Consider the following 22,073-nt stretch of genomic DNA (forward strand, 5'->3'; position numbering starts at 1 on the left):
GGCGCGCGCTCACCGCGCGCGATCCGGGCGACCTGGGCATAGTGGCTGTGGACCGACCGCCGCACCTGCTCGCCCAGGAGGCTCGTATGTCGTACCTGTCCGTGCCGTCGTCGCCGCCGGCGCGCCGCCCCTGGTGGTGCCCGGTGGTCCCCGCCGCCCCGGGGGGCGGGAGCGCCGCATGACGACGACGTCGGAGGGCCCGGTCGAGGACGCGCTGCTGCGGCTCGGCAAGCACCTCAAACGCGGGACGGTGTCCGAGGACCTGCGGCAGGTGTTCCTCACGGGCGGCCGCCAGGGCGACGTGTTCTACCGCGACCGCTGGTCCCACGACAAGGTCGTGCGCTCGACCCACGGCGTGAACTGCACCGGGTCGTGCTCGTGGAAGGTGTACGTCAAGGACGGCATCATCACGTGGGAGACCCAGCAGACCGACTACCCCTCCGTGGGGCCGGACTCGCCCGAGTACGAGCCGCGCGGCTGCCCCCGCGGCGCCGCGTTCTCCTGGTACACCTACTCCCCCACGCGCGTGCGCTACCCCTACGTGCGCGGCGCGCTGCTCGACGCCTACCGCGCGGCCCGCGCCGCCACGGGCGACCCGGTGCTCGCGTGGCGCAAGGTCACGACGGACCCCACCACCGCCCGCGCCTACAAGGCAGCGCGCGGCAAGGGTGGCCTCGTGCGCGCCACGTGGGACGAGGCGGCGGAGATCGTCGCCGCGGCGCACGTGCACACGATCGCGGCGTACGGGCCCGACCGCATCGCGGGGTTCTCCCCGATCCCCGCCATGTCGATGGTCTCCCACGGGGTGGGCGCGCGGTTCGTCCAGATGCTCGGCGGCACCATGCTGTCGTTCTACGACTGGTACGCCGACCTGCCCGTCGCGTCCCCGCAGGTCTTCGGCGACCAGACCGACGTCCCGGAGTCCGCGGACTGGTGGAACTCGACGTACTGCATCATGTGGGGCTCGAACGTCCCCGTGACCCGCACGCCCGACGCCCACTTCATGACCGAGGCGCGCTACCGCGGCCAGAAGGTGATCGTTGTGTCGCCCGACTACGCGGACAACACGAAGTTCGCCGACGAGTGGCTCGCCCCGCACCCGGGCACGGACGGCGCGCTCGCCCAGGCCATGGGCCACGTGATCCTCACGGAGCACTACGCGCAGCGCCGCACCCCGCAGTTCGCGGAGTACGCGGCCCGCTTCACGGACCTCCCCCACCTCGTCGTGCTCGAGGAGCACGACGACGGCTCGGGCACGACGTACGTGCCCGGGAAGTTCCTCACCGCGGCGGACCTGCCCGACGGCGTCGGGCGCCCCGGCGACGACGGCGCCGGCTCGGCGAACGCGCGCTTCAAGACCGTCGTGCTCGACGCGGACGGCACCCCGCGCGTCCCGCACGGGAGCCTCGGCCACCGCTACGGCGAGGCCGACGCCGGGCGGTGGAACCTCGACCTCGGCGACATCGACCCGCTGCTCTCGGTCGCCGACCCGCACGGCGTCTTCTGGGGCTCCCCCCAGACGCCTCCCAGCCGCGACACCGTCCCCGAGCGCCCGCTGTCGCCCGACCAGGGCTCTACCCCGGCCGACCAGGGCTCTACCCCGGCGGACCCGGGCTCTCCCTCGGCCGACCACTCGTACGAGACGGTCGCCGTCGGGCTGCCGCGGTTCGACCTCGACCCGGCCCCGGGCGACGACGCGGGCGCGCACCTGGGCGGTGCGGGCGTCGTCGTGCGTGGCGTGCCGGCGCGTCGCGTCGGCGGGCGGCTCGTCACGACGGTGCTCGACCTGCTGCTCGCGCAGTACGGCGTGAACCGGCCGGAGCTCGGCCTGCCGGGCGAGTGGCCCGCGGGCTACGACGACGACGCGACGCCCGCGACCCCGGCGTGGCAGGAGCGGTTCACGGGCGTCCCGGCCGCGGCAGCCGCACGCATCGGGCGCGAGTTCGCGCAGAACGCGCTCGACTCGGGCGGGCGCTCGATGATCATCATGGGCGCGGGCACGAACCACTGGTTCCACTCGGACACGATCTACCGCGCGATGCTCGCGCTGACCACCCTCACGGGCTGCCAGGGCGTGAACGGCGGCGGGTGGGCGCACTACGTGGGGCAGGAGAAGTGCCGTCCCGTCACGGGGTGGGCACAGTACGCGGGCGGCCTCGACTGGTCGCGCCCCCCGCGCCAGATGATCGGCACCGCGTTCTGGTACCTCGCGACCGACCAGTGGCGCTACGACGGCCTGCCCGCGGACGCGCTCGCGTCGCCGCTCGCCCGGGGCCAGTTCTCCGGGCGCACGACGGCGGACACGCTGGTCGAGTCCGCGCAGCGCGGCTGGATGCCGAGCTACCCGACGTTCGACCGCAACCCGCTCGACCTGGTGGACGAGGCCCGCGCGGCGGGCAAGGAGCCGGCGCAGCACGTCGTCGACGAGCTCAAGGCCGGGACCCTCCGGTTCGCGTGCGAGGACCCCGACGACCCGGCGAACTTCCCGCGCGTCGTCACGGTGTGGCGCGCGAACATCCTCGGGTCGTCGGGCAAGGGCAACGAGTACTTCCTCCAGCACCTCCTGGGGACGGACGCCGCGGTCAACGCCGCGGAGTCCGGTCCCGAGCGGCGCCCGCGGTCGATGACGTGGCGCGAGGAGGCGCCGCGGGGCAAGCTCGACCTGCTCGTCACGCTCGACTTCCGGATGACGTCGACGACGCTGTTCTCGGACGTCGTGCTCCCCGCCGCGACCTGGTACGAGAAGCACGACCTGTCCTCGACGGACATGCACCCGTTCGTGCACTCGTTCAACCCGGCGATCGACCCGCCGTGGCAGACGCGCACGGACTTCGACATCTTCCACACCGTCGCGGCGAAGGTCTCCGAGCTCGCGGTGACGCACCTCGGGGTGCGGGAGGACCTCGTCGCCGCCCCGCTCGCGCACGACACCCCGGACGAGATGGCCGTCCCGCACGGCGCGCTCACCGACTCGGGGCAGCCCGTGACCGAGCGCGAGCTCGTGCCGGGCGTGACGATGCCGAAGCTCGTGGTCGTCGAGCGCGACTACCCGGCGTTCGCCGCGCGCATGGCCGCGCTCGGCCCCCTCACCGAGAAGGCGGGCATGGCGACCAAGGGCGTGCAGTTCTCGCCCGGGCCGGAGGTCGCGGACCTCGGCCGGCGCAACGGCCTCGTGCCCGACGGCCCCGCCGCCGGACGTCCGCGCCTCGACCGCGACACGCACGCGTGCGAGATGATCCTCGCCCTCTCGGGCACGACGAACGGTCGCCTCGCCGTGCAGGGCTTCGAGCACGTCGAGCGCCGCACGGGAACGCCCCTGGCGGACCTCGCCCGGGGCGAGCAGGGCAAGCGCGTGACGTTCCCGGACGTCCAGTCCCGCCCGACGCCGGTCATCACCTCGCCCGAGTGGTCGGGCTCGGAGCACGGCGGGCGCCGGTACTCGGCGTTCGTCGTCAACGTCGAGCGGCTCAAGCCGTGGCACACCCTCACGGGTCGGCAGCACTTCTACCTCGACCACGACTGGATGATCGAGCTGGGCGAGCACCTGCCGGTCTTCCGGCCGCCGCTCGACATGCACCGGCTGTTCGGCGACTCGCCCGTCGTGGGCGACACCTCGCCGTCGGGCTACCCAGGGTCCGCCGGGCACGCGGAGGTCGCGGTGCGGTACCTGACCCCGCACAACAAGTGGGCGATCCACTCGGAGTACCAGGACAACCTCTTCATGTTGTCGCTGTCGCGCGGCGGCCCCGGCATCTGGATGAGCCCGGCCGACGCGGCCAAGATCGGCGTCGCGGACAACGAGTGGATCGAGGCGTACAACCGCAACGGCGTCGTGGTGGCGCGCGCGATCGTCAGCCACCGGATGCCCGAGGGCACGGTCTACATGTTCCACGCGACCGACCGCACGATCGACGTCCCGCTCGCCGAGACGTCGGGCCTGCGCGGCGGCATCCACAACTCGCTCACGCGCATCCTGCTCAAGCCGACGCACCTCGCGGGCGGGTACGCCCAGCTCTCGTACGCGTTCAACTACCTCGGGCCCACGGGGAACCAGCGCGACGAGATGACGGTCGTCCGGCGCCGGAGCCAGGAGGTGCGGTACTCGTGACGCGGACGGACGCAACAGGCGGCCTCGGGCCGGCCGGCCGGGAGGGGGTGACGTCGTGCGGGTGATGGCGCAGATGTCGATGGTCATGAACCTCGACAAGTGCATCGGGTGCCACACGTGCTCGGTGACGTGCAAGCAGGCGTGGACGAACCGCACCGGCGTGGAGTACGTGTGGTTCAACAACGTCGAGACGCGTCCCGGGCTCGGGTACCCGCGCACCTACCAGGACCAGGAGCGCTGGCAGGGCGGCTGGGTGCGGACGAAGAAGGGCCGGCTCAAGCTCCGCGCCGGGGGCCGCCTGAAGAAGCTCGCGACGATCTTCTCCAACCCGAAGCTCCCCTCGATCCACGACTACTACGAGCCGTGGACCTACGAGTACGACATGCTGCTCTCGTCGCCGCAGGGGCAGCACACGCCCGTCGCCCGGCCGAAGTCGCTGCTCACGGGCGGTGACATCAACATCTCGTGGTCCGCGAACTGGGACGACGACCTCGGCGGCTCGACCGCGACGATGCAGGACGACCCCGTGCTCCAGCACATGTCGGAGCACGTGGCCACGGAGCTGGACAAGACGTTCATGTTCTACCTGCCCCGCATCTGCGAGCACTGCCTCAACCCGGCGTGCGTCGCGTCGTGCCCGTCGGGCGCCATGTACAAGCGGGCCGAGGACGGCATCGTGCTGGTCGACCAGGACCAGTGCCGGGGCTGGCGCATGTGCGTCACCGGGTGCCCGTACAAGAAGGTCTACTTCAACCACAAGACCGGCAAGGCCGAGAAGTGCACGCTCTGCTACCCGCGCATCGAGGTCGGCCTGCCGACCGTGTGCTCGGAGACGTGCGTCGGGCGCCTGCGCTACCTCGGCCTCGTCCTCTACGACGCCGACAAGGTCACCGAGGCCGCGAGCGTCGAGGACGAGCACGAGCTCCTCGCCTCGCAGCGCGCCGTCTTCCTCGACCCGAACGACCCGGAGGTCGTGGCCGCCGCGCGTGCCGAGGGCATCCCCGACGACTGGATCACGGCCGCCCAGCGCTCGCCGATCTGGGACCTGATCTCGCGCTACGAGGTCGCGCTGCCCCTGCACCCCGAGTACCGCACGCTGCCGATGGTCTGGTACATCCCGCCGCTGTCCCCCGTCGTCGACGTCGTCGCCGCCTCCGGGAACGACGGCGAGGACGGGCGCACGCTGTTCGCCGCGATCTCGAAGATGCGCATCCCGCTCGAGTACCTCGCGGGGCTGTTCACCGCGGGCGACACCGCCCCGGTCGAACGGGTGCTGCGCCGTCTGGCCGCCATGCGGTCGTACATGCGCGACATCAACCTCGGCCGCGAGGCCGACGAGCGGACCGCGGCCGCGGTCGGCATGACCGGTGCCCAGGTCGAGGAGATGTACCGCCTGCTCGCCGTCGCGAAGTACGAGGACCGGTACGTCATCCCGACCGCGCACACCGAGATCGCGCGCGAGCTCGACGAGCTGTCGTGCTCCCTCGACTACGACGGCGGCCCCGGGATGGGCGGCATGGGCCTCACGGGCGGCGGCCCGTTCGGCGAGACGTCGGGCAGCCCGGTGCCGGTCGCGGTCGAGAACTTCCACGTGCTCCAGGCGCGGCAGACGGCGGACTCGCCCTACGGGCCGTCGACCCCCGGCCGCGTCAACCTCCTCAACTGGGACGGGAACGGGCGACCGCCCGGCCTCTTCCCGCCGGGCGAGGGGCCCGAGCCGGGCGACGTGTCGGGTGCACCCGGCGGTGTCACGCCGGGCGGCCCGGGCTCGCTGCCGGGCGGGCGCCAGGACGCGCGGCACGACACGATCCCCGGCCCCCCACCGCCCGGTGGACCGGCGGGTGGTCCCACGGCCGGTCCCGCGGGCGGCCCCGCGCCCGCGAGCGGTCCCGGCGTCGAGCCCGACGGGGGCACCCGATGAGGGCGCGCTCCCTGCTCCCGACCCCGGCGCTGCGGCCCGGGGCACGGCCCCGGGGGCCGCAGCCCGACCACCTGGCACCGGTCGCGACGACGGCCGCCCAGCGCCGCACCGCCCACATGGCCGCGTCGCTGCTGCTGGCCTACCCGGACGAGGACGTGCTCGCCGCGGTCGACGCCGTCCGCGCGTCCGCCCCGGGCCTGCCCGCCCCCGTCCGCGAGCGCCTGGAGGCTTTCTGCGACGTGCTCACGGCGCCGGGCGCGCCGGGCCTGCGCGAGCTCCAGGCGCGGTACGTCGCGACGTTCGACCTCAAGCGGAAGTGCTCGATGTACCTGTCGTACTACGCGGCGGGCGACACGCGCCGGCGCGGGACGGCGCTCGTCGCGTTCGTCGAGGCGTACCGCGCGGCCGGGTGGGAGGTCACGGGCTCCGAGCTCCCCGACTACCTCCCGACGGTGCTCGAGTTCTCGGCCCGGACCACGGGCGCCGACGCGACGATCGCGGCCGGTCTGCTCGCGTCCCACCGCGACGGCATCGAGGTGCTGCGCACGGCGCTCGAGAGCGCGCGCAGCCCGTGGACAGGGCTCGTCGAGGCCGTGTGCCTCACGCTGCCGCCGCTCGACGAGCGCACGCAGCAGCGGTACGTCGAGCTCGTGACGGCGGGGCCGCCCGCCGAGCTCGTGGGCATGGAGCCCTTCGCGCTCGAGCCGTACGGCACGGGCGCGCCGGACCGGACGGGAGGTGCGGTGCGATGAACGGGGTGAGCACCGGAGAGGTCCTGCTGTGGGTCGTGTTCCCGTACGTGACGTTCGCGGTGTTCGTCGTGGGCTCGATCTGGCGGTACCGGTACGACAAGTTCGGCTGGACGACGCGGTCGAGCGAGCTCTACGAGAAGCGGCTGCTGCGGCTGGGCTCGCCGCTCTTCCACTTCGGCCTGCTGTTCGTGATCCTCGGGCACCTGATGGGGCTCGTGATCCCGGAGTCGTGGACGGAGGCGGTGGGGATCCAGGAGGTCGCGTACCACTTCGTCGCGACGTACATGGGGTCGGTCGCGGCCGTCGTGCTCGTCGCGGGCCTGCTCATCCTCATCTATCGCCGCCGCACGTCCGGGCCCGTCTTCCGCGCGACGACGCGCATGGACAAGACGATGTACGTGTTCCTCGCGGCGTCGATCCTGCTGGGGTCGTGGGCCACGGTGCAGACGCAGCTCCTCGCCGACGGCCTCGGGTACGACTACCGCCAGACGATCTCGCCGTGGTTCCGCTCGCTCTGGTACCTCCAGCCGCAGCCGGAGCTCATGGCGGGCGTGCCCGCGGCGTTCCAGCTCCACGTCGTCGCGGCGAACCTGCTGTTCATCCTGTGGCCGTTCACGCGGCTCGTGCACGCGTTCTCCGCCCCGGTGCCGTACCTGTTCCGCCCGTACGTCGTGTACCGCTCGCGCGACGCGTCCGTCGCCGCGCGCGCCCCGCGGCCGGGCTGGGACCCCTCGGAGCGCCCGCGCTCGCGCTGACCCCGAAGGCCTGGTCCGGCCGGTCCGGGTGGCCCGGGTCGACGCCCGCCGGCGGGTGAATTCGGCCCGACGTCGTCCACAGGACGCCCCGCGACGCCCTCCTTCCCGGGGCGGTCACCCCGACCGCGACCGTCTCCGGAAGAGGTTCCCGCATGTCCACCACCGCCCCGACGACCGCCGGTCGTCCCCGCGCCACCCGCCCGTCCGCGCCGTCGGCGGCACACGCCACGCCCGCCCGCCGCCGTCGCGCCGCCCTCGTGCCCGCACGCCTCGCGGACCGGGCGGACGCCGCCGTCGCCGCGACCGCGCGCGTCCTCACCCGCTGGTCCGTGCCCGCCCTGCGCGTCGCCCTCGGCCTCGTGTTCCTCGGCTTCGGCGTCCTCAAGTTCTTCCCCGGCGCGAGCCCGGCGGAGACGATCGCCGCCCGGACCGTCGCGACGCTCACGCTCGGCCTCGTGGGCGGGACCACGGCCGTGGTGCTCACCGCGGTCCTGGAGACGTTCATCGGCCTGACGCTCCTCACCGGCCGGCTGCTCCGCGCGGGGCTGCTCGCGCTCGCCGTCGCGATGGCCGGGATCCTCTCGCCGATCGTGCTGTTCGCGGGCGAGCTGTTCGGCCACGGCATGACCCTCATGGGCCAGTACGTGCTCAAGGACCTCGTCCTCGTGGCCGGCGCGGCCGTCGTCGCCGCCGTCGCGCTCGGGGCGCGCCTGAAGCTCGACGCATGACCCCTCGGCGCTCCCACGCCTTCCCTGACCCGACCCCCGAGGACCCGTGACCGCTCCGGTCACGGGGTCCTCGTCGCCCGCGGGCGACGAGCGATGAGTCCCGGCCGCTCCACCGGTCCTCCCTCTCGACGCGGGTGTCGCACGACGCCCCCACCCGACGGAGGACGGCCATGACCGCCACGCACAGCACCCCGACGACCGCGCTTCCCGGGCGCCCGCCCGTCGTCGACCTGGCCACCTGGCAGGTCGCGCGGGACGAGCTCCTGGTCCGGGAGAAGGCGCACACCCGCGAGGGCGACGCCCTCGCTGCCGCCCGCCGTCGGCTGCCGATGGTGGAGATGGACGGCACCGTCGCGGTCGTCGGCCCGGACGGACCGATCCCGTTCGTCGACCTCTTCGAGGGCCGCGACGAGCTCGTGGTCTACCAGCACATGTGGCACGACGGCGTCCCGCACCAGGGCCAGTGCGAGGGCTGCACCTGGACCGCCTGGCACCTGCGGGACGCGGTCTACCTCAACGCGCGCGGCGTATCGTTCGCGATCCTCACCGTGGGCCCGTGGGACGAGGTGGAACCGTTCGTGGAGTTCATGGGCTACACCCCAGCCCTGGTACTCGGTGCGCGGGCTGGACGAGCCGGTCGGCGGCGAGATGGGGTACCTCAGCGTCTTCCTGCGCGACGGCGACCGGGTGTTCCTCACGTACCGCTCGACGGGCCGCGGGACCGAGCCGACCAACCCGGCGTTCGCCCTGCTCGACCGGACGCCCTACGGTCGTCGCGAGGCGTGGGAGGAGACCCCCGAAGGCTGGCCCGAGGGGAACGATGCCGGCTGGTTCTGGCGCACGGATGCGGACGGCGTCGCCGGCTGGAGCCCGACCACGCGTCCCGCCCCGCAGTGGACCCGTCCCGGTGCGACCCCGGTCGAAGCCCTCGGTCGGCACGAGCACCACCACTGACGCGCGGGGCGCCTCAGAGGGCGAGCGTCAGGTACACGCTGTGGGAGTCGTCGGTGTAGTCGGCGAACGGCGCGCACGGCACGAACCCGTGGCGCGCGTAGAGCCGCCGCGCCGCCGCGAAGTAGTCCTCGGTTCCCGTCTCCAGGCTCACGCGGTCCAGGCCACGGTCGCGCGCGACGTCGAGCAGGTGCGCGAGGACCGTGGCGGCGACGCCCCGGCCCCGTGCGGCCGCCGTCGTGCGCATGGACTTGAGCTCGCCCAGCGTCGCGTCGTGCTGCTTGAGGGCGCCGCACCCGAGGAGCCCGCCGTCCGCGGACCGCGCGGTGACGAACGTGATGTCCGGCGCGCGCAGGCGCTCGACGTCGAGCGCGTGCACGCTCTCGGGCGGCGACGTCGCGTGCATGTCGTCCAGGTGCTCCTGCAGCAGCGCCAGCACGTCGGGGGTCGTCGGGTCCTCCACGACGACGCGGACGTCGTCCCGGGTGGTCGTCTCGCTCACGCGCCGAGCGTGCCACACCCGGCGCAGGAGACGACGCGGCCCCTGATCGCAGACGGCTCGCCAGCCACCACGAACCCGTTCTGCGCGTCCGGGTCGGGGCGCCGTGGGCGGCGTCGGAGCGGGAGAGGCGGCGGCGCGGGCGTTCGAAGGCTCGCCGTCGTCGATGGGGTCGGGCGTACCCGCACCGCCACCGTGCCTCGAGTCGGAACACGATCGGGCAACCGAGGCGCGCACTGACGACGGCTGCTGGACCTGGTGACCGACCACCGCCGAAGCGGCGAGTGTGAGAGGTTGGAAGCCGACAGTGTTCCCGCGTCGGCCGGCCTCAACGGAAAAGGCACCCGCATGGCTCACGAGAGCGACCCGGCCACCTATCCCCCCGTCCCGTTGCACGGAGGCCTGCGATCCAGCCCCGACTCGTGGGAGCTGTGGGGCGAGATCGACTACGCCGTCGTCGAGTCCGCGCAACCTCGCCCGAGCCCGGCCCATAGGGCGCTGCACATCGATGCCTCGCGCGTCACGTTCCTGGACTCCGCCGGTGTCAGCCTCCTCCTGCTCGCCGCCAGCGCCCCTCTGCGGCCGATCATCCTGGGCTGCAGCGACTACGCCCGAGACGTGCTCGAGCTCGCAGGAGCGTCGGACCTCTTCGTGTGGAGCACCACGCGACCCTCCGCGTAGCCGATCGACCATGCCACGCCCGACCAGCGTCGCCCAGCCGTGAGTCCTGACGACGGCACGTCCCGTGATCGCCCTTCGCCCGACGACCCGCTGCTCGATACCGCGAGGAACGACGGCGGTCTCACCCACGCTGCACCGCCCAGCGCTGCGAGGACCGACGGTCGGGCGCGCTCCCCCGGTTGTCGCCTTCGCGACCGACGTGCTCCACCTGGAGCTCGAGCACCAGGCGGTGCGTCAGGCTCGCGGTCACCGAGATGGTGGCTGGGTGGCTCCCACACGCTGGTTCCATGCGGCGACGGCCGTGTCGAGGCGCGCGCGTGCGGCGACGTAGAGGACGAGCTCGACGGGCGCCCCCTGGTCGACGACCGAGATGACGTCTTCCATCTCGCGCTGGGAGGCGTCGATCTCGCCCACGAGGTCGACGGGTCGGTGGATCGAGGTCTCTCGGTCGTCGGTCATCGGCACGCCGCGGTGCTAGACCTGGCGTGCGAGGCGTCGGCGGAGCTGGTGGATGCGCAGGGTACCGACGACGAGGGCGACGATCCCGACGCCGATGCCTGCGATGAGCAGGGCCAGGGCGAGCGGGACGGAACCTTGCCAGCCGAGGAAGGAGACGATCACGAGCTGGGTGTTCTGGAGCATGAACACGATGAGTGCGACCAGGACGAGGGCGGCGACGCACAGGCCGACCCAGGTGGCTCCGGTGCGGGTTCGGGGAGTTCTTGTCGGGTTGCCCGACGTGCGGGACACGCGTGAGTCGGGATGGCTGCCTGACACGGCGGCGGTGGGCTGTCCGTTCGTCGCGGAGCTGAGCGGGGTGGTGGCCATGGTGGCCTCCTTGCGGTTCCGGGCCCGCGCACCTCATATGGGGCACGTTCGCCGCGGATAGCCCGACCCTACGCCCTCAACCTGGGAACGAACCTGGGAGCGGCTGTACGCGCGGCCCGGTGTCCCTAGCGGCCGAGGCTGGCGGCCAGGGGGCAGGAGAACGGATCGCGGGCGCGTCCGGGGACGTCGTTGAGGTACTGGACGACGATCCGGTAGGAGGTGAAGAACCCGACCTCGGTGTAGGTCACGCCGAGCTGGGAGCAGTACTCGCGCACGAGGGGCTGGACACGCTTGAGGTTCGGGCGCGGCATGCTCGGGAACAGGTGGTGCTCCACCTGGCGGTTGAGGCCGCCCATGAAGAAGTCGACGACCGGGCCGCCGCGGATGTTGCGGGACATGAGGACCTGGCGGCGCAGGAAGTCGACGTCCGCAGTCGCCGGGACGATCGGCATGCCCTTGTGGTTCGGTGCGAACGCGCCGCCGAGCAGGATGCCGAAGACCGCGAGCTGCACGGCGAGGAACGCCGCCGCGAGGGTCGGGGGAAGCAGGAAGCCGAGCACCACCAGGTAGAGCGCGAGCCGTAGGAGCAGGACCGGGACCTCCACGCCACGGTGCGGCACGGGCCGACGGCCGAGCACCCGGCGCACGCTCGCGACGTGCAGGTTGAGGCCCTCCAGGGCGAGCAGGGGGAAGAAGTACCAGCCCTGCCGACGTGCCAGCCACCCTCGCCAGCCGTGACGGCTCGCGATGACGGCGGGCGTGAACGCGATCACGCCCGGTGAGATGTCAGGGTCGTGGCCCTCCTGGTTCGGGGCTGCGTGGTGGGCGTCGTGCTTCATCGTCCACCAGGCGTGGCTGAGCCCGACGAGCGCGTTCGCGAGGATGCGAGCGGTCCAGTCGTTCCAGGCCCGCGACCGGAACACCTGCCGGTGGGAGCTGTCGTGGCCCAGGAACGCGAGCTGGGCGAGAACGAGTGCGAGCACCACGGCCAGCAGGAGCTGCCACCAGGAGTCACCCACGAGGACGATCCCGGCCCAGACGGCACCGAACGCGGCGACCGTCAGGACGAGCCGGGTCCAGTAGTAGCCGTACCGCCGACGCAGCAGCCCCGACTCGCGCACGATCTTCGCCAGCACCGAGTAGTCCCGAGCCGTCGCCCGCGCCGCAGGCAGCCCGCGGCCCGCCAACGCCAGGGGCTGCGGTGTCTCACTCGAAGCGGACACGGTCGGCCTCGGCCTTCACGCTCGCGGCACGCACGGCCTCGGCCGCGCGCCAGGCCTCGAGCTCGTCCGCCCGCCTGGTCCGTTCCGTCGCGATCGCCTCCTGGGTGTCCCGGATCACCGTCGCGATCTCGTGGGCGAGCCCGCCGGAGAGCATGGCGAGGTTCGTGTTCTCGATGAGCAGGCGCCGGTCCTCCACCCGCAGCCTGACCCCCGCATAGCCGTGATCGGCGAGCAACGTCGTGACGGCGGGCAGCTCGAGCAACGCTTGCTCCGGGCCCGACACGCGGCGGGAGAACACGGCGGTCACCGTGTAGAGGGGAGGCTCCGCGTCGGTGCCGAGCTCGCGCGGCAGCGCTGTGTCCAGAACGCCCCGCAGCTGCAGTGCGGTGTCCTGCACCCGGCCGAAGGACGTGGCAGTAGGGGTGGTGGTGCTCATGGTGACGTCCGATGCTCGGAACCGGCGGGCCGGCTCGCATCCGCTGCCGTCGCGGCAGTCGGTGAGGCGTCAGGCGCCCCACTCAAGGAGATCGGTGCGTCCTCCAGGTCGGGTTCATAACCCCCGTCGTCGTCCCACCGCGCGCCCGAGGTGTCCTCGTCCGGGGCATCCATCTCGCCCGGCGTCCGAGAGCCTTCTCGATCGGCGTCGCGTGGGCCGATCCGGCGATCAACCACACTTCGACACTACACCTGGACGGGTTGCTCGCTGTGTCCACGAGAGACTGTCCAGCCGTCGGTGGGAGGATGAGCAGATGGCCTTGACGGAGTTCCTCCTCGCTCGGATCGACGAGGACGAAGCAGCGTGCGCGACCCTCGAGGACGGGCCAGGACCTCCAGCGCCGTGGTCATGCTCACGCATCCTGACGGAGTGCGCGATGAAACGACGCATCATCACCCTCGCCTACGAGGCCACGGGGTACGACATGACCGCCGACCTGGAGCGCGACACCGACGAGCGCGCCCAGAGCGGCATCGCCTTCGTCGGTGACCGCATCCTGCGAGCACTCGCCACGCCCTACGCCGAGCACCCGGACTTCGACCCCACCTGGCGCACCTGATGACTCGCCTCACCAGGTGTGGCGAGCGGGCCACGGAGGGCGCATCGTGAGAGACGCGTCCACGTGTCGCGGGGAATGCCGGTCGTGAAGCAGCCCGCTGCCGGCGGACCTCCCGGGCGACGACGGCGTACCGCAACCGCCAGTGTCGCGGAGACTACGCCGAGAGCGCGAGCTGCCATGTCCGTCATCGAGAAGTGGGTCGCCGTGGACTGTCCGGGCTGCGGCGCCCAAGCCCGTGCCCGCGTCCTGCACATCATCGCCTGGGGCTCGATCCCCGGCTCCCGCGTCCCGCACCGAGTCAGCATCCTGTGCCCGCATCATTGCTCGATCACTCGCGACGAAGCTGCCTCGGCCGTGCTCGTGTGCCCCGAGTGCCAGCTGCACGTCGCCTAGCCTCACGCCAGGGGCGTCCACGGGGAAGCGGGACGACTGCACTTCCCCAAGCCGGGAAGCGAAGCACAGAGCATCCCCGCCGGTGACAGTCCGCAGATGCGGGTCTACGGTTGTACTCATGCCGCACTTTCGGATCCGCGAGGCCGCGAGCCTGCTCGGGGTCAGCGACGACACCGTCCGCCGCTGGGTCGACGCCGGGGACCTCGCCGCGAGCGCCGACGACGCCGGGCGCAAGGTGGTCGACGGCGCGGAGCTCGCGCGCTTCGCCGTCGCGCAGTCGCACCCGACGCCGGACCCGTCGGGCGTCGCCCGCTCGGCGCGCAACCGGTTCGTGGGGATCGTGACGGAGGTCGTGAGCGACACCGTCATGTCCCAGGTCGAGATGCTCTGCGGCGGACAGCGCGTCGTGTCCCTCATGAGCACGGAGGCCGTGCGCGAGCTGCAGCTCGAGCCCGGCAGCCTCGCCGTCGCGGTGGTCAAGGCGACGACCGTCATCGTCGAGACCCCCGGAGGAGCCGCGTGAGCGCGGCCGCCCGCACGACGACCCGCCGCCCCGCCCGGGGCCCTCTCGCGGCGCTCGGGGCGGCGGCCCTGGTCGCCGGCCTCGCCGCGTGCGCCACGGGCGCGGGGACCGACGACGGCGCTACCCCCGACCCCGCACGCACGACGACCGAGGACCGCACCCTCACCGTGCTCGCCGCAGCGTCGCTGCGCGACGTGTTCACCGACCTCGCGGCGGACTTCGAGGACGAGCACGACGGCGTGACCGTCGCGCTGTCGTTCGCCGGGTCGTCCGACCTGGGCGACCAGATCCTCGCCGGCGCGCCGGCCGACGTCTTCGCGTCCGCGGACGAGCGCTCCATGGCGCGCGTCGTGGACGCGGGCGACGCCGCCGACCCTGTCGCGTTCGCGACGAACACGCTGACGATCGTCACGCCGCCCGGCAACCCCGCGGGCGTCGAGACGTTCGCCGACCTCGCGCGGGACGACGTCAAGGTCGTCGTGTGCGCGCCGCAGGTGCCGTGCGGCAGCGCGACCGACACCGTCGCCGAGGCCGCGGGCGTGACCCTCCACCGCGTGAGCGAGGAGGCCAGCGTCACCGACGTGCTCGGCAAGGTGACGGCGGGCGAGGCCGACGCGGGGCTCGTCTACGTCACCGACGCGACGCTCGCGGGCGACGACGTCGAGGTCGTGGACGCGCCCGAGACCGAGGCCGCGCTCAACGTCTACCCGATCGCGCTCGTCGCGGCGGCCGAGGACGCCGGCCCGGAGCAGGTCGCGCTCGCGCAGGCGTGGGTGGACCTCGTGACCGGCGACGCCGGGCAGGCCGCGCTCGCCGCCGCGGGGTTCGGCGCGCCGGACGCCTCCGTGCCGTGACGCCCGCGTCGCCCGACGGGTCCTGATGCGCGGCCTGCCCCGCTGGCTCCTCGTCCCCGCGCTGCTCGGCGCGCTGTTCGTCGTCGTGCCCGTGGTGGCGATGGTCGGGCGCGTGGAGCTCGCGCCGGGTCCGGACGGGGCCGGTGGCTTCTGGGCGCTCGTGACCTCGCCGGCGGCTCTCGACGCGCTCGGCCTGTCGCTGCGCACCGCGCTCGCCGCGACGGCGTGCTGCGTGGTGCTCGGCACGCCCATGGCGCTCGTCCTCGCGCGCACCACGTTCCCCGGGCAGCGCGTCGCGCGCGCCCTCGTGCTCCTGCCGCTCGTGCTGCCGCCCGTCGTCGGCGGCATCGCCCTGCTGCACACGTTCGGGCGCCGGGGCCTGATCGGCCGGCACCTCGAGGTGCTGGGGATCGAGGTCGCGTTCACGACGACGGCCGTCGTGCTGGCGCAGACGTTCGTCGCGCTGCCGTTCCTCGTGCTCAGCCTGGAGGGTGCCCTGCGCACCCAGGACACCCGCCTGGAGGACGTCGCCGCGACGCTCGGCGCCCGGCCGACGACCGTCCTGCGCCGCGTCACGCTCCCCCGCGTGCTGCCGGGCCTGCTGTCCGGCGCCGTGCTCGCGTTCGCGCGCGCCCTCGGCGAGTTCGGGGCGACCCTGACGTTCGCGGGCGCGCTCCAGGGCGTCACGCAGACCCTGCCGCTCGAGATCTACCTCCAGCGCAGCGCGGACCCGGACAGCGCGGTCGCGCTGTCGTTCGTGCTCGTCGTGGTCGCGGTCCTCATCACCGCGGTCGTCCACGGGCCGCGCGCGCTCGGGGCCCCGCGCCCGCGGCGAGGCGTCCGGGGCTCCCTGCCCGACGGCGGCCCCCGCCCCCGCGCTGTCGTCTCCCCTGGCCCGCAGGCCGACCCGCCGGCCGACCGGGCCCCGGCACCCGCCGGGCCTGCGGCCCCGACGCCCCCGGCCGCGCTGACCGTGCGCGCCGTCGTGCCGGAGCGCGGGCTCAACGTGGAGCTCACCGTCGCGCCGGGCGAGGTCGTGGCGGTGCTCGGCGAGAACGGCGCGGGCAAGTCCACGCTCGTGCAGGTCGTCGCGGGCCTGCTCACGCCCGGCGAGGCCCCGGGTGCGCGCGTCGCCGTCGGGCACGACGACGTCTCGCGCCTCCCGCCGCGCCGTCGCCACCTCGCGTGGCTGAGCCAGCGCCCGCTGCTGTTCGAGCACCTGTCGGTCGAGGACGACGTCGCGTTCGGCCTCCGGTCCCGGGGCGTGCCCCGCGCTCGTGCCCGCGAGGAGGCCCGGGACGCGCTCGCCCGCGTCGGCGCGGCGGACCTCGCGCGGCGCCGCTCGACCGACCTCTCGGGCGGGCAGGCGCAGCGCGTCGCGATCGCCCGGGCGCTCGTGACCGACCCGCGCGTGCTCCTGCTCGACGAGCCGCTCGCGTCGCTCGACGTCGGCGTCGCGCAGCACGTCCGGACCGTGCTGCACCACGCGCAGCGCGAGCACCCGCGCACGACCCTGCTCGTGACGCACGACCTGCTCGACGTGCTGCTCCTCGCGGACCGCGTCGTCGTGCTGGAGGGCGGCCGCGTCGTCGAGGACGGGCCGGTGGACGCGGTGCTCACGCGACCGCGGTCCCGGTTCGCCGCCCGTCTCGCGGGCGTCAACCTGCTCGCGGGGAGCGTCGCGCACGTCGCCGTCCCGGAGCCGGTACGGACGGTGCGCGAGCGGGCGGCGGCCGAGCCGGCGGGTGGGACGGCAGGCCCGGTGGGGGCCGCGACGGACGTCGCCCCGGACGCGGAGAGCCTCGCGCGCGAGGTGACCGTCGCCGTCGACGGCGCGGAGGTCCGCGTGCACGGGACGGCGGACGAGCCGCTCGCGGTCGGGGACGGCGCCGTGGCGGTGTTCGAGCCGCGCGCGGTCGCCGTGCACCGCACGACGCCCGAGGGCAGCCCGCGCAACGCGTACCGGGTCGTCGTGACGAGCGTCGAGCCGCACGGGCCGCTCCTGCGCGTGTGGGGACGCGCGGTGGACGACGGCCCGGGCGACCCGACCGCGGGGGCGACGACCGCCGTCGGGCAGGACGCGCCGCGCCTGGCCGCGGACCTCACGCCGCGCGCGGTCGCCGAGCTCGGCCTGGTGCCGGGCGAGCGCGTCTGGTTCGTCGTCAAGGCGGCCGAGGTCCGCGTGCACCCGCGCTGAGCCCGCGGGACCGGGACGCGCCGCTCAGGCGGGGCCGGAGCGTGCCGCTCAGGCGGGGGCGGGCGGGACCCCGTCGAGCGCGGTGCGGACCTCGCCGACGATCGCGGCCATCGCGGCCTCGGCGGCCTCCGGGTCGCCGTCCGCGACCGCGCGCGCGACCGCCTCGTGCTGGTCGAGGGCCTCGGGGACGGGCGAGGCGGGCATGAGGCCCAGGTGCGTCCGGCCGCTGAGGACGGCCGCGACGACCCCCGCGAGCGCGCCGAACATCTCGTTGCCGCTCGCGCGGAGCAGGATCTCGTGGAACCGGACGTCGAGGGCGAGGAACTCCTCGAGGTCGCCCGCCTCCCCGAGCAGGCGCATGCGACCGGCCGCGGCGACGAGCTCGGCGCGCTCGGCGGGCGTGGCGTGGAGCGCGGCCCCGGCGGCGGCCAGCGGCTCGACGGCGTGCCGCAGCTCGGTGAGCGTGCGGAGCTGCGGGTCACGGCCGGGGCCCTCGAGACGCCAGCGGATGACGCGCGGGTCGAGCACGTTCCAGTCCTCGATGCCGAGCACGACGATCCCGACGCGGCGCCTCGACCGCACGAGCCCGAGCCCTTCGAGGAGCCGCATGACCTCGCGCGCGACGGTGCGCGACACCCCGAACTCGGAGCCGATCGACTCCAGGGTCAGCGGCGTGCCCGCGGGGACGTCGCCGCTGGTGATGCGACGTCCGAGAGTGTCGAGCACGGTGGTGTGCAGGACCGTCGTCGCCATGTCTCGCAGCCTAGTGGCGGCCAATGGTGCTATCAATCACTTGCCAAAGGTGCTACCAATGCCCCACAGTGGAGGCCGAGGACGACCACGACGGTCGCCACCGGGACGGCCGGGCCCCAGGCACCGCCCCGACCGGACGCCCCCACCCGACACGGAAGTCGACACATGGACACGGACGTCAGCTCCACCGACCGGCCCGACGACGCCGGGAACCACCCCCTGCCCCAGCACCTCGTCGTGATGGGCGTGGCCGGCTCGGGCAAGACCACCGTCGCGACGCTGCTCGCGCAGCGCCTCGGCACCGAGTACGCGGAGGCCGACCGCTTCCACCCGCAGGCCAACATCGACAAGATGAGCGCCGGGACGCCGCTCACCGACGACGACCGGTGGCCCTGGCTCGAGGCGATCCGCGACTGGCTGAGCAGCGAGGCGGAGGCCGGCCGGTCCGGCGTCGTCACGTGCTCCGCGCTCAAGCGCACCTACCGCGACCTGCTGCGCACGGCCCGCGGCGAGGTGTGCTTCGTCCACCTCGACGGCACCCCCGAGCTCCTCGCCGAGCGCATGCAGCACCGCAGCGGGCACTTCATGCCCACGTCGCTCCTGCCGTCGCAGCTCGCCACGCTCGAGCCCCTGGCCGACGACGAGCCCGGCTTCACGCTCGACGTCTCCGCCACGCCCGAGCAGGTCGTGGAGGAGATCCTCGCCCGGACCCGCCTGAGCGACGCCTCGGGCACGCGCTGAGCGACGCCTCGGGCGAGCGCTGAGCCGCGCCGCCCTCCCTGACCCTCACCCCTGCACCACGCACCACGCACCCGACCCGACCGTCGACGGAGACACCATGCCCCCCGAGGACTGGACCCAGACCCTGACCGCCGGACCGCTGCTCGCCATCGCCGCCGGCGCGATCGCGATCCTGCTGTTCCTCATCATCAAGCTCAAGCTGCACGCCTTCGTGGCGCTCATCCTCGTCAGCCTGCTCACCGCGGTGGTCGCCGGCATCCCGACGGGGTCGATCGTCGAGGTGCTCACCGCCGGGTTCGGCTCGACGCTCGCGACCGTCGCGCTCCTCGTCGGGCTCGGCGCCATGCTCGGCAGGCTCGTCGAGACGAGCGGCGGCGCCAAGGTCATGGCCGACTTCCTCATCGAGAAGTTCGGGGAGAAGCGGGCGCCGTTCGCGCTCGGTCTCGCCTCCCTCATCTTCGGCTTCCCCATCTTCTTCGACGCCGGTCTCGTCGTCATGCTGCCGATCGTCTTCTCCGTCGGGCGTCGGCTGGGCGGCTCGCTCCTCCTCTACGGCCTGCCCGTCGCGGGTGCGTTCTCCGTCATGCACATCTACGTGCCGCCGCACCCCGGCCCCGTCGCCGCGACAGAGTTCCTCGGCGCGAACATCGGCATCGTCATCCTGCTCGGCCTCGTCGTCGCCATCCCGACGTGGTACGTCACGAGCTACCTGTTCGGCCGCTTCGCCGGACGCCGCATCGAGCTACCCATCCCCGCGATCCTCGGCGAGGCCGACGAGGACCAGCTCGAGAACCCGCCGAAGTTCGGCACCGTCGTCGCGATCCTCCTGCTCCCGCTCGTGCTCATCTTCGCCAACACGGGCCTCGACGCGCTGCGCGCGGCCGGAGCCGTCGACGGGGACAACCCCGCCGTGCAGACGCTGCGCGCCATCGGCGCGACGCCCGTCGCGCTGCTCATCACCGTGCTCGTCGCCGCCTGGGTCCTGGGCCGCCGCCGCGGCGTCTCCGGGACGGCGCTGGAGAAGACCCTCGACTCGGCGCTCGGCCCGGTGTGCTCGGTCATCCTCATCACCGGCGCGGGCGGCATGTTCGGTGGCGTCCTGCGTGCGACCGGGATCGGCGACGCGCTCGCCGACGTGCTCGGCGACCTCGGCCTGCCCGTCATCGTGGCCGGGTTCCTCATCGCGGCGATCCTCCGCGTGGCGCAGGGTTCCGCGACCGTCGCGCTGACCACCGCGGCAGGGCTCATCGCCCCGGCGGTGGAGGCCGGCGGGTTCAACGCGATCGAGCTCGCCGCGGTCGTCGTGGCCGTCGCAGCGGGCTCGGTGGTGCTCAGTCATGTGAACGACTCCGGGTTCTGGCTCGTGGGCCGGTTCTTCGACATGGACGTCAAGACGACCCTCCGCACGTGGACGGTGATGGAGACGGCCATCGGCGTCATGGGCTTCGCCATCGCGGCCCTCGTCTTCGCCGTCGCGTAGCGCGCGACGAGCGCGGCCAGGACCGCCCGGGCAGCTGCCCGGGCGGTCCTGGCGTCTCTGGACGTCAGCTCCGGTCGGTGAAGACCGGGGTGTAGGCGTCCGGGTCCGCGACCCAGGACTTCCGGCGGAAGCGCTGGAGCGACAGACCGAGCAGCGTCAGCAGCCCGGCCATGACGAGCAGACCCAGGTCACCGCCCGCGCCCGTCGTGGCGAGGGCGGTCGGGCCCGACGCCGTGACGGCACCGGACGCGGCGGTCACCGCACCGGTCGCGGCACCGGCCGAGGTGCCCGTCCCCGTGCTCACCGGGTTGAGCACCCGGGTCACCGAACCGCCGGTCGTCCCCGGGTCCGCCGGACCGGTCGGGCCCGTGGGGTCGGTGGGGTCGGTGGGGTCCGTCGGGTCGGTCGGGTCCGTGGGGTCCGTCGGGTCGGTCGGGTCCGTGGGGTCGGTCGGGTCCGTCGGGTCCGTCGGCACGACGGCGGCCGTCGGGCACCCCGCCGAGGCGTCGCCCAGGAGGCCCACACCCACGCCGCAGACCGTCACGGGCACGGTCACCGGCAGGTCGACGTCCAGGCCGGGCAGCGCCCCGAGGACGCCGTCCTCACCGAGCACGCCGTCCAGCACGCCGCCGTCGCCCAGCAGCCCGTCCTCGCCCAGCACGCCGTCGAGCAGACCGTCGCCCGACGAGCCGCCGAGCAGGTCGTCCACGAGACCGTCCTCGCCGAGCACGCCGTCCAGCAGGCCGTCGCCCTCACCGAGCAGACCGCCCCCGAGGAGCCCGTCGCCCAGCAGGTCGTCGACGAGGCCGTCCTTGCCGAGGACGCCGTCGAGCAGGCCCGAGCCGTCGGTGCCGGTCGAGCCGGTCCCGTCGCCCGAACCCTCGCCGGCCGTCCCGCCGCCGACCGTGGCGTCACCGCCCACACCGACGGCGACACCCGACACGTCCACCGGGACGGTCACCGGCACGTCGACGTCCACCCCGGCCGCCTCCTCGCCGGTGGAGCCCTCGGCCCCACCACCGGTCGCCGGAGCCGACGGCTGCGCCGCCGGAGCCGGGGCCACCGTGGCGTCCCCCAGGACACCGGCAGCGACCCCCGACACGTTCACCGGAACCGTCACCGGCACGTCGAGGTCGACGTCCGCCGGGTCCGCCCCCGTGGCAGGAGCAGGCTCCGGCGCGGGCGCCGGCTCGGCCGGTGCCTGGGTCACCGCGGCGTCACCGAGGACACCGGCAGCGACACCCGACACGTCCACCGGGATCGTCACGGGTACGTCCACGTCCACGTCCGCGGGAGCCGCCGGGGCGGGCTCCCTCGTGGGCGCGGGCGCGGGAGCCGGAGCGGGCTCCGGCGCGGACGTGACGGCGGCGTCGCCCAGGGCGCCCACCGCGACGTCGGACACGGTCACGGGGACGTGCACGGGCACGTCGACCGCGACGTCGGGCAGGACCTCGGTCACCTGGCTCAGCGGAGCCTCGACCGACACGTCCAGTCCGAGATCGCCGAGGAGGTCGCCCTCGGCTGCGTGGGCCGCTCCGGCCCCGACGACCACGAGGCCGCCTGTGACGAGCGCTGTGCGCAGCGCGCGCCGGACGAAGGTGTGCATGGTCGTTTCTCTTTCCTGCTCAGAA

Annotated in this window: 20 protein-coding genes and 1 pseudogene; 14 read left to right on the top strand and 7 right to left on the bottom strand. The window is 73.8% G+C overall.

The genetic code is table 11. The annotated features are described in order from the left end of the window. The first annotated feature begins 178 nt into the window (after positions 1–178). The 7 genes and pseudogenes from HKK73_RS16750 (at position 179) to HKK73_RS19225 (ending at position 9,218) form a co-directional block, all read left to right on the top strand. Complete coding sequence (locus HKK73_RS16750; protein ID WP_253705682.1) at positions 179–4,108, top strand: nitrate reductase subunit alpha; 3,930 nt, start codon at positions 179–181, stop codon at positions 4,106–4,108. A gap of 55 nt (positions 4,109–4,163) precedes the next feature. Beyond that, positions 4,164–6,029, top strand: coding sequence for a nitrate reductase subunit beta (gene narH / locus HKK73_RS16755; RefSeq protein ID WP_249355932.1), 1,866 nt, complete (start codon positions 4,164–4,166; stop codon positions 6,027–6,029). Beyond that, positions 6,026–6,781, top strand: coding sequence for a nitrate reductase molybdenum cofactor assembly chaperone (gene narJ, locus HKK73_RS16760; RefSeq protein ID WP_171468441.1), 756 nt, complete (start codon positions 6,026–6,028; stop codon positions 6,779–6,781). Before narH ends, narJ begins: the two co-directional genes overlap by 4 nt. After that, the gene (gene narI, locus HKK73_RS16765; protein WP_216608005.1) at positions 6,778–7,536 is read left to right on the top strand and encodes a respiratory nitrate reductase subunit gamma; all 759 of its coding nucleotides are present in this window, start codon (positions 6,778–6,780) and stop codon (positions 7,534–7,536) included. Before narJ ends, narI begins: the two co-directional genes overlap by 4 nt. A gap of 152 nt (positions 7,537–7,688) precedes the next feature. Then, a complete protein-coding gene (locus HKK73_RS16770) occupies positions 7,689–8,264 on the top strand; it encodes a DoxX family membrane protein (protein ID WP_216608006.1) in 576 nt (191 codons plus the stop codon). A 170-nt stretch (positions 8,265–8,434) separates the two neighbouring features. Beyond that, positions 8,435–8,806, top strand: a pseudogene (locus tag HKK73_RS19220) (DUF899 family protein); the annotation flags it as partial. Between the two features lie 73 nt (positions 8,807–8,879). Further along, positions 8,880–9,218: a DUF899 family protein gene (locus HKK73_RS19225; protein WP_253705683.1), complete on the top strand. Its 339-nt coding sequence runs from the start codon at positions 8,880–8,882 to the stop codon at positions 9,216–9,218. A gap of 13 nt (positions 9,219–9,231) precedes the next feature. On the opposite strand, the gene HKK73_RS16780 is transcribed toward HKK73_RS19225, so the two are convergent. After that, positions 9,232–9,717, bottom strand: coding sequence for a GNAT family N-acetyltransferase (locus HKK73_RS16780; protein WP_253705684.1), 486 nt, complete (start codon positions 9,715–9,717; stop codon positions 9,232–9,234). A 345-nt stretch (positions 9,718–10,062) separates the two neighbouring features. On the opposite strand from HKK73_RS16780, the gene HKK73_RS16785 reads away from it, so the two are divergent. Continuing rightward, positions 10,063–10,395, top strand: a complete 333-nt coding sequence (locus tag HKK73_RS16785) for a hypothetical protein (protein WP_171468443.1) — start codon at positions 10,063–10,065, stop codon at positions 10,393–10,395. A 246-nt stretch (positions 10,396–10,641) separates the two neighbouring features. On the opposite strand, the gene HKK73_RS16790 is transcribed toward HKK73_RS16785, so the two are convergent. The 4 genes from HKK73_RS16790 to HKK73_RS16805 form a co-directional block, all read right to left on the bottom strand. Continuing rightward, positions 10,642–10,860 carry a hypothetical protein gene (locus tag HKK73_RS16790; RefSeq protein WP_157446586.1) on the bottom strand — a complete coding sequence of 73 codons (219 nt, stop codon included), beginning with the start codon at positions 10,858–10,860 and terminating at the stop codon, positions 10,642–10,644. Between the two features lie 9 nt (positions 10,861–10,869). Further along, positions 10,870–11,223: a lipopolysaccharide assembly LapA domain-containing protein gene (locus HKK73_RS16795; RefSeq protein WP_171468444.1), complete on the bottom strand. Its 354-nt coding sequence runs from the start codon at positions 11,221–11,223 to the stop codon at positions 10,870–10,872. 125 nt (positions 11,224–11,348) lie between these two features. After that, positions 11,349–12,359 carry an acyl-CoA desaturase gene (locus tag HKK73_RS16800; RefSeq protein ID WP_253705685.1) on the bottom strand — a complete coding sequence of 337 codons (1,011 nt, stop codon included), beginning with the start codon at positions 12,357–12,359 and terminating at the stop codon, positions 11,349–11,351. 70 nt (positions 12,360–12,429) lie between these two features. Continuing rightward, positions 12,430–12,882 (bottom strand): hypothetical protein, encoded by a 453-nt coding sequence (locus HKK73_RS16805; protein ID WP_085387227.1) that lies wholly within the window; start codon positions 12,880–12,882, stop codon positions 12,430–12,432. 313 nt (positions 12,883–13,195) lie between these two features. Between HKK73_RS16805 and HKK73_RS19230 the strand changes: the two genes are divergently transcribed. The 4 genes from HKK73_RS19230 to HKK73_RS19445 all read left to right on the top strand — a co-directional run bounded on the left by HKK73_RS19230 (position 13,196) and on the right by HKK73_RS19445 (position 17,468). Further along, positions 13,196–13,501: a DUF6221 family protein gene (locus HKK73_RS19230; RefSeq protein WP_043652489.1), complete on the top strand. Its 306-nt coding sequence runs from the start codon at positions 13,196–13,198 to the stop codon at positions 13,499–13,501. A gap of 511 nt (positions 13,502–14,012) precedes the next feature. Continuing rightward, positions 14,013–14,417 (top strand): molybdopterin-binding protein, encoded by a 405-nt coding sequence (locus tag HKK73_RS16815; protein WP_043652495.1) that lies wholly within the window; start codon positions 14,013–14,015, stop codon positions 14,415–14,417. Beyond that, positions 14,414–15,271 carry a molybdate ABC transporter substrate-binding protein gene (gene modA / locus HKK73_RS16820; RefSeq protein WP_043652498.1) on the top strand — a complete coding sequence of 286 codons (858 nt, stop codon included), beginning with the start codon at positions 14,414–14,416 and terminating at the stop codon, positions 15,269–15,271. Before HKK73_RS16815 ends, modA begins: the two co-directional genes overlap by 4 nt. Positions 15,272–15,296: 25 nt before the next feature. Beyond that, a complete protein-coding gene (locus HKK73_RS19445) occupies positions 15,297–17,468 on the top strand; it encodes an ABC transporter permease (protein WP_043652500.1) in 2,172 nt (723 codons plus the stop codon). 48 nt (positions 17,469–17,516) lie between these two features. Here the strand turns inward: HKK73_RS19445 and HKK73_RS16830 are convergent, their stop codons facing one another. After that, positions 17,517–18,221, bottom strand: coding sequence for a FadR/GntR family transcriptional regulator (locus HKK73_RS16830; protein WP_034655362.1), 705 nt, complete (start codon positions 18,219–18,221; stop codon positions 17,517–17,519). A gap of 165 nt (positions 18,222–18,386) precedes the next feature. On the opposite strand from HKK73_RS16830, the gene HKK73_RS16835 reads away from it, so the two are divergent. Together HKK73_RS16835 and HKK73_RS16840 are read left to right on the top strand one after the other, a co-directional pair. After that, a complete protein-coding gene (locus HKK73_RS16835; RefSeq protein WP_081599830.1) occupies positions 18,387–18,962 on the top strand; it encodes a gluconokinase in 576 nt (191 codons plus the stop codon). Between the two features lie 97 nt (positions 18,963–19,059). Further along, positions 19,060–20,442, top strand: a complete 1,383-nt coding sequence (locus HKK73_RS16840) for a GntP family permease (RefSeq protein ID WP_034655363.1) — start codon at positions 19,060–19,062, stop codon at positions 20,440–20,442. A 64-nt stretch (positions 20,443–20,506) separates the two neighbouring features. On the opposite strand, the gene HKK73_RS19385 is transcribed toward HKK73_RS16840, so the two are convergent. After that, a complete protein-coding gene (locus tag HKK73_RS19385; protein WP_171468445.1) occupies positions 20,507–22,048 on the bottom strand; it encodes a hypothetical protein in 1,542 nt (513 codons plus the stop codon). Positions 22,049–22,073 lie beyond the last annotated feature (25 nt).

Source organism: Cellulosimicrobium sp. 72-3 (assembly GCF_013127315.1).
Classification (GTDB): Bacteria; Actinomycetota; Actinomycetes; order Actinomycetales; family Cellulomonadaceae; genus Cellulosimicrobium; species Cellulosimicrobium funkei.